The sequence below is a fragment of the Sphingomicrobium sp. XHP0239 genome (genome assembly GCF_039555325.1).
GTDB classification, from domain to species: Bacteria; Pseudomonadota; Alphaproteobacteria; order Sphingomonadales; family Sphingomonadaceae; genus Sphingomicrobium; species Sphingomicrobium maritimum.
The window spans coordinates 272,655-284,989 of record NZ_CP154608.1 but is presented as its reverse complement, the minus strand read 5'-3'; the positions used below and the strand labels follow the sequence as shown (position 1 = coordinate 284,989).

The 12,335-nt window shown below is 65.4% G+C and carries 10 protein-coding genes; 9 read left to right on the top strand and 1 reads right to left on the bottom strand.

Features of this window, described 5'->3' with window-relative positions:
• Window positions 1-2: 2 nt before the first annotated feature.
• From lnt to WJT74_RS01385, 5 genes are all read left to right on the top strand, one after another.
• On the top strand, window positions 3-1,592 hold the full coding sequence (lnt, locus tag WJT74_RS01405) for an apolipoprotein N-acyltransferase (protein WP_343345981.1): 1,590 nt from the start codon (window positions 3-5) through the stop codon (window positions 1,590-1,592).
• Between the two features lie 34 nt (window positions 1,593-1,626).
• The gene (gene metK / locus WJT74_RS01400) at window positions 1,627-2,862 is read left to right on the top strand and encodes a methionine adenosyltransferase (RefSeq protein WP_343345979.1); all 1,236 of its coding nucleotides are present in this window, start codon (window positions 1,627-1,629) and stop codon (window positions 2,860-2,862) included.
• Window positions 2,863-2,899: 37 nt separating this feature from the next.
• On the top strand, window positions 2,900-3,604 hold the full coding sequence (gene trmB, locus WJT74_RS01395) for a tRNA (guanine(46)-N(7))-methyltransferase TrmB (protein ID WP_343345977.1): 705 nt from the start codon (window positions 2,900-2,902) through the stop codon (window positions 3,602-3,604).
• A gap of 38 nt (window positions 3,605-3,642) precedes the next feature.
• Window positions 3,643-4,680: a cysteine synthase A gene (locus WJT74_RS01390; protein WP_343345974.1), complete on the top strand. Its 1,038-nt coding sequence runs from the start codon at window positions 3,643-3,645 to the stop codon at window positions 4,678-4,680.
• A gap of 71 nt (window positions 4,681-4,751) precedes the next feature.
• Entirely contained in the window at window positions 4,752-5,408 is a 657-nt protein-coding gene (locus tag WJT74_RS01385) for a peroxiredoxin (protein ID WP_343345972.1), read from the top strand.
• A gap of 77 nt (window positions 5,409-5,485) precedes the next feature.
• On the opposite strand, the gene WJT74_RS01380 is transcribed toward WJT74_RS01385, so the two are convergent.
• Window positions 5,486-6,715 (bottom strand): PQQ-dependent sugar dehydrogenase, encoded by a 1,230-nt coding sequence (locus WJT74_RS01380; RefSeq protein ID WP_343345970.1) that lies wholly within the window; start codon window positions 6,713-6,715, stop codon window positions 5,486-5,488.
• A 184-nt stretch (window positions 6,716-6,899) separates the two neighbouring features.
• Between WJT74_RS01380 and rimP the strand changes: the two genes are divergently transcribed.
• Genes rimP through infB form a run of 4 tightly spaced genes read left to right on the top strand, consistent with a single transcriptional unit; the run spans window position 6,900 to window position 12,310 of the window.
• A complete protein-coding gene (rimP, locus tag WJT74_RS01375) occupies window positions 6,900-7,436 on the top strand; it encodes a ribosome maturation protein RimP (RefSeq protein WP_343345968.1) in 537 nt (178 codons plus the stop codon).
• Window position 7,437: 1 nt separating this feature from the next.
• Complete coding sequence (gene nusA, locus WJT74_RS01370; RefSeq protein WP_343345966.1) at window positions 7,438-9,099, top strand: transcription termination factor NusA; 1,662 nt, start codon at window positions 7,438-7,440, stop codon at window positions 9,097-9,099.
• Window positions 9,086-9,823 carry a DUF448 domain-containing protein gene (locus WJT74_RS01365; protein ID WP_343345964.1) on the top strand — a complete coding sequence of 246 codons (738 nt, stop codon included), beginning with the start codon at window positions 9,086-9,088 and terminating at the stop codon, window positions 9,821-9,823. The genes nusA and WJT74_RS01365 overlap by 14 nt, the downstream gene beginning before the upstream one ends.
• Before the next feature lie 3 nt (window positions 9,824-9,826).
• Window positions 9,827-12,310 (top strand): translation initiation factor IF-2, encoded by a 2,484-nt coding sequence (gene infB / locus WJT74_RS01360; RefSeq protein ID WP_343345960.1) that lies wholly within the window; start codon window positions 9,827-9,829, stop codon window positions 12,308-12,310.
• Window positions 12,311-12,335: the final 25 nt, after the last annotated feature.

Here is a 12,335-nt window from a genome sequence, read left to right as displayed (position 1 = left end):
CGGTGGAGCGGCTTCGCGCCCTTGCCGCCGGTCGTCGGACTGCGCCGTGGCTCGCTCTCGGGCTTGGCCTCCTGTCCGCGGTCGGCTTCGCGCCGCTCGGACTCTGGCCTCTCACGATTATCTCGTTCGCTGGCCTCATTTTCCTCATCCATCAGGCACCCACCTGGCGGCTCGCAACCTTCAATGGATGGATGTTCGGCCTCGGCCAGTTCGTGCTGGGCCTCAACTGGATCGCCACCGCCTTCACCTACCAGGCCGCGATGCCCGCCTGGCTCGGCTGGGTCGCCGTCGTCCTGCTGTCCTTCTACCTCGCGGTCTATCCCGCGATCGCCGCGCTGATCGCCAAGTTCGCCAGCCGCACGAGCACGCTCGCCCTGCCCTTCGCCCTCGCGGGGGGATGGATCGTCGGCGAATGGTTGCGCAGTTTCGTCTTCACGGGTTTCGCCTGGAATCCCGTCGGCGTCGCGCTGGTCGATACGCCGCTGCGTCATCTTTCGGTGTGGATCGGCACCTATGGGTTGTCCGGGATCATGGTCCTGCTGGGCGGGCTGCTGTTCTGGCTCGCTCAGCGCCGCGCGGTTGCCGCCATTGCAACCGCGGCCGCCATTCTCGTTGCGACGATCCTCCCGCGGCCCGAGGTCGTTTCCGACACCGGTCCAGCCAGGGCGCCGCAGGTTCGCATCGTGCAGCCCGACATTTCGCAGGACGACAAATGGCGTCCGGGATTCGAGCAGATCGCCGCCGACAAGCTTACCCGGCTCGGCACGGCGCCTTCGGACGTCACACCGGCGGTGGTATTCTGGCCGGAGGTGGCGGTCCTTCGCCCGCTGCTCGACGAGCGCACCGGGGCACAGCGTCTCGCCGCGATCGAACGTGCCGGCGCACTGCGCGGGATCCGCCCCGACCAAACGCTCGTCACGGGCGGGATCGGGGTCCTCACCGAGGACGGGCAAACGGTGTCCGAAGCGCTCAACAGCGTGTTCGTTCTCGACCCGGGTACGCCACCGACACGGGCGAGCCTCGGCGATGCGGACGCCGCGCTCGATATTCGCTACGACAAGGCGCATCTCGTCCCCTACGGCGAATATCTGCCGATGCGCTGGCTGCTCGAACCGCTCGGACTGTCGCGGCTCGTTCCGGGCGCATTCGACTATCGCCCGGGGCCCGGGGCACGCACCCTCGACCTTGACGGCATCGACCGACGCATGGGCGTCCAGATCTGCTACGAGATCATCTTCTCGGGACAGGTTGCCGATCGCTCGAACCGTCCCGACTTCCTATTCAATCCCAGCAACGACGCCTGGTTCGGCGCGTGGGGACCGCCGCAGCATCTGGCCCAGGCACGGCTCCGCGCCACCGAGGAGGGACTGCCCGTGATCCGCTCGACCCCCACCGGCATCAGCGCGATGATCGCTGCCGACGGCACCTTGCTGGAGCATCTCGGCATGGGCGTGGAGGGAGTGATCGACACCGCGCTTCCACCGGCGGCGGCAAGCCCGCCGCTGTTCGCGCGGGTCGGTAACATCCTCGCCCTTCTGTTCGCCGCTTTCCTCGTCGGTCTCGCCATTGCCCTCGCCCGGCGCGCTCGCTAGACCTCCACGCCAATTCGGACCCAACAGGATTTCCATGCGCAAAACCTATCTCTTCACCTCGGAAAGCGTTTCCGAGGGCCATCCCGACAAGGTTTCCGACCAGATTTCCGACGCCATCGTCGATCTGATGCTCGCCAAGGATCCCGAGGCGCGCGTCGCCTGCGAGACCATGACCACGACCCAGCGCGTCATCCTGTCGGGCGAGATCCGCTGCGCGTCGATGTACGACATGAACAATGCCGACTGGGCCGAGAATGGCGGTTGGGCCCCCGGCGCGCGGGACGAGATCGAACAGGCGGTGCGCCGCACCGTCCGCGAAATCGGGTACGAGCAGGACGGTTTTCATTGGGAAAGCCTGACCTTCGAGAACCACCTCCACGGCCAGTCGTCCGAAATCGCGCAGGGCGTCGATGCGGCAGGCAACAAGGACGAGGGTGCGGGCGATCAGGGCATCATGTTCGGTTTCGCCTGCGACGAGACGCCGGACTTCATGCCCGCGACCCTCGACTACAGTCACAAGATCCTCGAGAAGCTCGCGGCCGATCGCAAGTCGGGCGCCGCCCCCTTCCTCGAACCCGATGCCAAGAGCCAGGTGACATTGCGCTACGAAGACGGCCGTCCCGTCGCCTGCACCGCGCTCGTCGTGTCGACGCAGCATGCCAAGGGCTATCACGAGGGCGACAAGGAAGCGGAACTCAAGAATTATGTTCGCGGCGTCGTTCGGGACGTGTTGCCCGAAGGCTGGCTGTCGGACGACACCGTCTGGCACATCAATCCGACTGGCGCGTTCGAGATCGGCGGTCCCGATGGTGACGCGGGGCTGACCGGTCGCAAGATCATCGTCGACACCTATGGCGGCGCGGCCCCTCACGGCGGAGGTGCTTTCAGCGGCAAGGATCCGACCAAGGTCGATCGATCGGCCGCCTACATCGCGCGCTATCTGGCCAAGAATATCGTCGCCGCAGGCCTCGCCAAGCGCTGCACGATCCAGCTCGCCTATGCGATCGGGGTCAGCGAGCCCCTGTCGCTCTATGTCGATACCGATGGTACTGGCACGCATGCCGACGACGCGCTCGAGGCCGCGATCGGAAGGATCGAGAAACTGGGTGGTCTCACTCCGCGCGGGATCCGCACGGTACTGGGCCTCAACAAGCCCATCTACGAGAAGAGCGCGGCCTACGGCCATTTCGGCCGCACCGCCGACGGCGATCACTTCCCGTGGGAACGCACCGACCTGGTCGAGGATCTGAAGGCCGCGGTCGAAGGCTAGGCGCACGTCGCGTCGTCCCCACGTCCGTCCTGTTGCCATGTCCGCATCTTCCAAAGGCGATCCGACCACCATCAACCGGCTGTACGGCCGGACCAGCACGCGCAAGCTGCGACGGGGTCAGCAGGACCTGATCGACAGCCTGTTGCCGCAGATCGCGGTGCCTGCCGACGGCCCGCTTACGGCGCGGCGCCTGTTCGGAGACGACCGCCCGCTGCATTTCGAGATCGGGTTCGGCGGGGGCGAACATCTCGCCCATCGTGCGGATCTGCTGCCCGATCACGGCTTTATCGGCTGCGAGCCTTTCATCAATGGCGCGGCGCAGGCGCTGACCCATATCCGCGACGGTGCGCTCGCAAACGTCCGGGTCGAGATGGGCGATGCGCTGCCGGTGCTTGATCGGGTGCCCGACGCCAGCCTGATGTTCGTCTATCTGCTCCACCCCGACCCCTGGCCCAAGGCGCGGCACGCCAAGCGGCGGATGATGAACGACGGCCCGCTCGACCTGATCGCCGCCAAGCTCCAACCCGGCGGGGAATTCCGCCTCGCGACCGATCATCCGGTCTATCTCGCGTGGAGCCTGATGGTGATGCAGCGCAGCGCGCACCGCTCGCGGTTCGAATGGCTTTGCGAGGACGCCGACGGATTTCTGGAAAAGCCGGGGGGCTGGATCGATACCCGCTACGCCGCCAAGGCGCGGCGCGAGGGACGGCGGCCCTATTATCTGCGCTATCGGCGCAAATAGGGTTTCGTCGCTGCGCCGCGCTTCCTAGGTTGGACGTCATGAAAGACTCCGTCCTCGACGCCATCGGCAATACGCCGCTCATCAAGCTCCGCCGCGCCAGCGAAGAAACCGGCTGCACCATTCTCGGCAAGGCCGAATGGATGAACCCCGGCCAGTCCGTCAAGGATCGCGCGGCCAAGTTTCTCGTCCTCGATGCGATGGACAAGGGACGGATCGAACGGGGCGGAACGATCGTCGACGGCACCGCGGGCAACACCGGTATCGGACTGACGATGGTTGGCAACGCGCTCGGCATGAAGACCGTCATCGTCATTCCCGAAACGCAAACCGATGAGAAGAAGGACGCGCTTCGAATGCTCGGTGCGCAGCTCGTCGAGGTCCCCGCCGTGCCCTACAAAAATCCCAACAATTACGTGAAGATCGCCGGTCGCCTTGCCGAGAAGCTCGCGGCGGAACTGGGCGAAGGCGCGATGTTCGCCGACCAGTTCGACAATCCCGCCAACCGCCAAGCCCATGTCGAAACGACCGCGCCCGAAATCTGGGAGCAGACGGAGGAGAAGGTCGACGGTTTCGTCTGTGCGGTCGGGACCGGGGGAACGCTGGCCGGCTGCGCCATGGCGCTGCGCGATCGGCGAGCGGATATCCGGATCGGAATCGTCGATCCTCCGGGCGCGGCGCTCTACAGTTACTTCACGACCGGCGAACTGGCCGCGGAGGGATCCTCGATCACCGAGGGCATCGGACAGGGCCGCATCACCGGCAACCTCGAGGGACTCGAGGTCGATCACGCCTTCCGCGTCGAAGACCAGGAAAGCCTCGACGTCAGTTTCGGCCTGCTTGAGGAAGAGGGGCTGGCGCTCGGCCTGTCGTCGGGGATCAATGTCGCGGGGGCGATCCGCATGGCGAAGGAAATGGGACCCGGCCACACGATCGTGACCATCCTGTGCGACCCGGCCTCGCGCTACCAGTCGCGGCTGTTCAATCCCGACTTCCTGCGCTCCAAGGGCCTTCGCGTGCCGCCGTTCCTCGAACGGCGCAGCGAAATCGACGTGCCGTTCGAACCGGTCGCCGACTGAAGGGGTTGCGGGCCGCACCGCGCGCCCCATCTAAGCCCCGAACCCGCGACGTATTACGAGGAGACGCATCCATGACGCTTTCGATCGGCTCGACCGCCCCCGATTTCACTGCCCAGACGACCTTGGGGGAGATCAGCTTTCACGACTGGATCGGCGATAGCTACGCGATCCTCTTCTCGCATCCCAAGGCCTTCACACCCGTCTGCACGACCGAGCTCGGCTACATGGCGGGCCTCAAGGACGAGTTCGCCAAGCGCGACACGAAGATCATCGCCCTGTCGGTGGACGACACTGACGACAACCAGCGCTGGCTTCCCGACATCAATGACGTATCGGGGAACGAGGTCGACTATCCCGTGATCGGCGATACCGAACTCGAGGTCTCGAAGCTCTACAACATGCTCCCCGCCGACGAAGAGGGCAGCAGCGAAGGCCGGACCGCCGCGACCAATGCGACGGTTCGCACCGTGTACATCATCGGGCCGGACAAGAAGATCCGCGCCATGCTGCTCTACCCGATGACCTCTGGCCGCAACTTCGGCGAGGTGCTGCGCCTGCTCGACTCGATCCAGATTACCGAGAACAAGGCGGTCGCCACGCCCGTCAACTGGAACCCCGGCGACGATGTCATCATCCCCCCGAGCGTTTCGGACGAGGACGCGCGCGCCAAGTACGGCGAGTTCAAGGCCGACAAGCCGTATCTCCGCCGCATCCCGCAGCCGCAGTAGTTTCGGAGAACTGAACGAACGAAAAAGGGGCGGTGCCGAAAGGCGCCGCCCCTTTTTTCATAGGTAGACCGTGTCCGTCAGCCGCGCGGTCGCAGACGCAGAAGCCGTCCTTCGCTGCCGCGACCGTCGTCCTCGAGAAGATAGACCGAACCGTCGGGTCCTTCGACGACTTCGCGGATGCGGGCGCCCATGTCATAGACCTCCATCGACGTGGCACGGCCGCCGTCGAGCGAGACGAGGTTCAGTTCCTGTCCCGACAACCCCGGGATCAGCGCATCGCCGGTCCAGGCACGGAAGAGGTTGCCCGAATAGATCAGGAGGCTCGCGGGGCTGGTCGCCGGATCCCAGTAGGCGGCGGGCTGGGCGAAACCGTCGCCCGGCTCGTGGTCGGGAATCGGAACGCCGTTGTAATTGTCGCCGTAGCTGCGCTCGGGCCAACCATAGTTCTGGCCGGCGCGGATCAAATTCAATTCGTCGCCATGCTTGGGGCCCATCTCGATCTGCCAGAGCTGTCCGTCGGGGGCGAAATCGAGGCCGAGGCTGTTGCGGTGTCCCCAGCTGTAGATCTGCGCGGTGCTGCCGCCCTGATCGTACATCGGATTGCCACTTGCCGCGGTGCCGTCGAGATTGAGACGCAGCACCGTGCCCAGATTGTTCGACGGATCCTGCGCCGGATCCTGTTCCTGGCGGTCGCCGCTGGTGACGAACAGATACTGCCCGTCCGGCGAGAAATGGATGCGATGCGAATAGTGCCCGCGTCCTTCGGTCTTGTCCTGCCGCCACAGCACCTCGACGCCCGTCAGTTCGCAGGCCGTCGGGCTTTCGCAGAGCAGCTTGCCCTTGCCGACCACCGCGCCCCGGCTGTTGCCGCTGCCCGCTTCGACCCAGCTCATGTAGAGATCGCCGCCCTGCCCCATCGGGCTTTCCCAGTCGGGTCCGAAGGCGATGTCGCCGAAACCGCCCTGGCCGCCATAATCGACCTGCGGCAGCCCGCTGACCTCTCCCGTCGTACCGGTCTCGACGTCGCGGAACCACAACTCGCCCTTCTTGCCCGTGATGAAGAGCAGGTTGCTGCCCGGCATGAATTCGGCCCCCCACGGCTCGTCATACTGGCCGAGCGACTGCACCGTAAACGGGCGCGCATCGCCCGAAATCTTCGAGGCGGGCCGCGTGACGGGTGCCGCGCTGTTCGTCGGCGCTTCGCCCGTGTCGGGTGCCGGCATGCCGGGATTGGCAGTCTGGGGTTCGGTCGTTGCGCCGTAGCAGGCGGCGAGCGGCAGGGCGAGGGCGATTAGCGAAAGGCGCATGAAGTGTGTCTCCTGAGGGTCTCGCGGGGGGGAACGCATCAACCACCACCATAGCTGCATCGCGCCTTGCGTGAAGGGGACATTGTGCCTATATGCGCCTCATCCCTGACATCGCGAGATGATAGGGCCGCAGCCGAAGCCGGTTGCGGCGGCAATGGGATATGCATTGTTCAAGGAGCGCCGATTGGCCGATACGAAACGCATCGCCGAGATCATCGAACCCGTCGTGGAAGCGATGGGATTCAACCTCGTGCGCGTCGCGATGATCGGTGGATCCGATGAACCGACGTTGCAGGTCATGGCCGAGCGTCCCGACACGCGTCAGTTGACGATCGACGATTGCGCCGACATCAGCCGCGCGCTCGACGAACCGCTGGAAGCCGCCGACCCGATCGACCATGCCTATCGCCTCGAGGTGTCCTCGCCCGGCATCGATCGCCCGCTGACCCGCTTGCAGGACTTTGCCGACTGGCAAGGTCATCTTGCGCGGATCACGCTGGAAGCGAAGAAGGACGGGCAGCGCAAGTACAAGGGCACGATCGACGGTCTCGACGAGAGCGCGCGGATGATCGCGCTGACCGACGATCACGACAAGCAGCACGAGATTCCGTTCGACATGATCGAGGATGCCAAGCTGCTGCTCACCGAAAAGCTCATTCAGGAAACCCAGCCGCTCTCGACCGAGGGCGCCGACGATATCACCGAAGAGGAAGACGCGTAATATGGCTACCACGCCTCCTGCCGCGGCCACCGCGAACAAGGCCGAACTGCTTGCCATCGCCGACGCGGTCGCGCGCGAGAAGCTGATCGACAAAGCCATCGTCATCGAGGCGATGGAAGACGCGATCCAGCGTGCCGCTCGCGCCCGTTACGGCCAGGAAAACGACATTCGCGCCAAGCTCGACGGCAATACCGGCGACCTTCGCCTGTGGCGGGTGCTGGAAGTGGTCGAAGAGGTCGAGGACCAGTTCAAGGAAATCGACCCCAAGGCCGCGCAGAAGCTGCAGGATGGCGCATCGGTCGGCGACTTCATCGTCGATCCGCTGCCCCCGATCGAATTCGGGCGCATCGCGGCGCAGGCCGCCAAGCAGGTGATCTTCCAAAAGGTCAGGGATGCCGAGCGCGAGCGCCAGTACGAGGAATTCAAGGACCGCGGCGGCGAGGTCATCACCGGCGTCGTGAAGCGCGTCGAATTCGGTCACGTGGTCGTCGATCTCGGCCGCGCCGAGGGCGTCATCCGCCGCGATGCGCAGATTCCGCGCGAAATGGTCCGCGTCGGTGATCGCATTCGCAGCCTGATCCTGCGCGTCAGCCGCGAAACCCGCGGTCCGCAGATCTTCCTGTCGCGCGCTCACCCCGATTTCATGCGCAAGCTGTTCGCGCAGGAAGTCCCCGAAATCTACGACGGCATCATCGAGATCAAGGCCGCCGCGCGCGACCCGGGCAGCCGCGCCAAGATCGGCGTCATCAGCTACGACAGCTCGATCGACCCCGTCGGCGCCTGCGTCGGCATGAAGGGCAGCCGCGTTCAGGCGGTCGTCCAGGAATTGCAGGGCGAGAAGATCGACATCATTCCCTGGTCCGAGGACCTTGCGACCTTCGTCGTCAACGCGCTCCAGCCCGCCACGGTCAGCCGCGTCGTGATCGACGAGGAAGAGGGCCGCATTGAAGTAGTCGTTCCCGACGACCAGCTGTCGCTCGCCATCGGGCGTCGCGGCCAGAACGTGCGCCTCGCCAGCCAGCTGACCGACAGCCAGATCGACATTCTCACCGAAGAGGATGCCAGCGAGAAGCGGCAGAAGGAATTCGCCGAGCGCACCGAGATGTTCCAAGAAGAACTGGACGTCGACGAGACCCTCGCGCAGCTGCTGGTCGCCGAAGGCTTCACCAGCCTCGAGGAAGCGGCCTACGTTCCGCAGGAAGAACTCTCGACCATCGAAGGCCTCGACGAGGAAATCGCCGAGGAACTCCAAAGCCGCGCCAAGGAAGCGCTTGATCGTCAGGAAGAGGCGGCGCGCGAGAAGCGCCGTGAACTCGGCGTCGAGGACGATGTCGCGGATCTGCCGCACATGACCGAAGCGATGGCCGTGACGCTGGGCGAAGCGGGCTTGAAGACGCTCGACGATGTCGCCGATCTGGCCACCGACGAGCTGATCCAGAAGCGCAACCAGGGTCCCCGCCGCCGCAACGACACGCGCAAGGTCGAGGACAAGGGCGGCGTGCTGGGCGACTATGGCCTGACCGAAGAGCAAGGCAACGAGATCATCATGGCTGCCCGTGCCCACTGGTTCGAAGACGAAGACACGAGCAACGAAGACGAGGCAAAGGCTCCCGCCGACGCCGCGCCCGAACAGGAGGACGCGGACGCGGATGGGAACCAATGATCGCCTTCTAGACGCCACTGACGTCGAAGCGACCGCGCTGAACGAGGAGCGCGGGCCGGAGCGCATGTGCGTGCTGACCCGCCGCCGTGCGCCCAAGGACGACCTCGTGCGCCTTGCGCTCGGGCCCGAAGGACAGGTGGCGCCCGACATCCGCGCCCGTGCGCCAGGACGCGGCGCCTATGTCGGCGCGACCCGTACCGAACTCGATGAAGCGCAGGCGTCGGGCAAGCTGAAGGGCGCGCTGTCCCGCGCCTTCAAGACCGGCAAGCTGATCATCCCCGACGACCTCGCGGGAATGGTGGACGCGCAGCTGAAGCGGCATTTTCTCGATCGCCTGGGCCTCGAAGCCCGCAGCGGCCAGCTCATCAGCGGTGCCGAGCGTGTCGAGGTCGCCTGTCGCAAGGGCGAAGTGCACCTCCTCCTCCACGCGGCGGATGCGGGCGAGGACGGCAAATCCTCGCTTGCGCAGGGCTGGCGCATGGGGGGCAGCGAAGAGATCGGCCACCGGCAGGGCCTTGTTCTGCCGTTCGATCGCACCACATTGGCAGCAGCGCTGGGACGCGGTAACGCCGTCCATCTCGCGCTGGTCGATGGCGGTGCCGCCAGACGGGTGCGCCAATCGCTCGCCCGCTGGCATGCTTTCAATGGAACCGATGCTGGGCTAAACGGCGGGCCTTCCGCCGCACCGGCCGCTGTCGGCGATGACGATGAAACGAAGGAATAAGAGTTGAGCGACGAGAAGAAAAAGCTTGGAACCCGTGCCCCGCTTGGCGTCAAGAAGACAGTCGAGGCGGGACAGGTCAAGCAGAGCTTCAGTCATGGCCGGTCGAACACCGTCGTGGTCGAGGTCAAGAAGCGGCGCATCCTGAAGCCGGGCGACGCGAAGCCCGAGGCGAAGGAAGAGGTCAAGAAGACCGAAGCGCCCGAACCTGCGCCCAAGCCCAAGGCGCGCAAGCCCGAAGCAGCGAAGCCCGCGCCCAAGCGCGCCGAAAGCGACGCCGAGCGCCGCGAGCGTGTTGCCCGCATGGCGCGTGAGGCCGAGGACGCGCGGATGGCAGCGCTGGAGGAATCGCGTCGCCGCGACGAGAAGGCCAAGGCCAACGCGCAAGAGGAAGAAGCCCGTCGCGCCGAGGAAAATCGCAAGGCCGAGGAAGAAGCCGCTCGCCAGGCCGAAGAGGATGCCCGCAAGGCCGAGGAAGACGCTAAGCGCGCCGCCTCGCAGCCCGCACAGGCCGCCCCCGCCGGCAAGGCGCCCGTGGGCGACGATCGCCGTGTGAAGCCCAGCCGCAAGAAGGAAGACAAGGGTCGTCCGGCCCCCGATCGCCGTTCGGGCAAGCTGACTGTCAATCGCGCGCTGCGCGGTGACGGCGGTGGCCGCGCACGCAGCCTCGCCGCATTGAAGCGCGCCCGCGAGAAGGAAAAGCGGGCGCAGCAGGGCCATTCGGGTCCGCGCGAGAAGCAGTATCGCGACGTCCAGGTGCCCGACAGCATCACGGTCGGCGATCTGGCCAAGCGAATGGGCGAAAAGGCCGCCGATCTCGTCAAGTCGCTCTTCAACATGGGCATGATGGTGACGGTCAACCAAAACATCGACCAAGACACCGCCGAACTGCTCGTCAACGAATTCGGTCACACGGTGAAACGCGTCTCCGAGGCGGATGTCGATATCGACACGACCGAGGACGTGGATGCCGAAGAGACGCTGAAGGCGCGTCCGCCGATCGTCACGGTCATGGGCCATGTCGATCACGGCAAGACCTCGCTGCTCGACGCCATCCGCGGCGCCGATGTCCAGGCGGGCGAAGCCGGCGGCATTACCCAGCATATCGGGGCCTATCAGGTCGCGCCCAAGGACGCCGATCCGATCACCTTCCTCGACACGCCGGGCCATGAGGCCTTTACCGAGATGCGCGCGCGCGGTGCCAACGTCACCGACCTCGCCATTCTGGTGGTGGCCGCCGATGACGGCATCAAGCCGCAGACGATCGAGGCGATCAACCATATCAAGGCCGCCAAGGTGCCAATGATCATCGCGATCAACAAAATCGACACCGCCGGGTCCAACCCGCAGAAAGTTCGCGAAGAACTGCTGCAGCACGAAGTCATCGTCGAGGCGATGTCGGGCGACGTGCAGGACGTCGAGGTGTCCGCGAAGGAAAACACCGGCATCGACAAGCTGATCGAGGCGATCAACCTGCAGGCCGAACTGCTCGAATTGAAGGCCAATCCCGACCGCGCCGCCGACGGCACCGTGGTGGAAGCCCGGCTCGACAAGGGCCGCGGCCCCGTCGCGACCGTGCTGGTCAACCGCGGCACGCTGAAGGTCGGCGACGTGTTCGTCGCGGGTCCGGCGGCGGGCAAGGTCCGCGCGCTGGTCGACGATCGTGGTCGCCGCGTGAAGGAGGCGGGTCCCGCCTTCCCCGTCGAAGTGCTCGGCCTGTCGGGCGTTCCCGCTGCGGGCGATGCCTTTACGGTCGTCGAGAACGAGACGCGTGCCCGCGAGGTCGCCGAATATCGTCAGGGCGTACTCGACAAGAAGCGCACCACCACCGCGCCGATGAGCCTGGAAAGCATGTTCGACAAGAAGGGCTCGGAAACGATCTCCTTCCCGCTGATCGTCAAGACCGACGTTCAGGGCACGTCTGAAGCGGTCGTCAACGCGGTCAACAAGATCTCGACCGACGATATCGAGGTGCGCGTCATCCATTCGGGCGTCGGCGCCATCACCGAAAGCGACGTCACGCTGGCGGCCAGCTCGGGTGCGCCGATCATCGGCTTCAACGTGCGGCCCAACGCCAAGGCGAAGGAAATCGCCAAGCGCGACCAGGTCGAGTTCCGCTACTACGACGTCATCTACCACCTCACCGACTGGGTGAAGGAAGCGATGGCGGGCGAACTCGGCCCCGAGATGATCGAACATGTCGTCGGTCGCGCCGAGGTGAAGCAGGTCTTCAAGTCGGGCAAGAAGGACAAGGCCGCGGGCCTCCTCGTTGTCGACGGTGTCATCAAGTTGGGCCTCCACGCCCGTCTGACCCGCGACGATGTCATCGTGTCCAAGACCACGATCGCCTCGCTGCGCCGTTTCAAGGACGACGTGAAGGAAGTCGAAGCCGGAACCGAATGCGGTGCCGTCCTCGAAGACACGAACGACATCGAAGCGGGCGACATGCTCGAAATCTTCGAAGTCGAAGAGCGCGAACGCGTTCTCTGAGCCGGACGGGGGCAGGCCGCCCTGC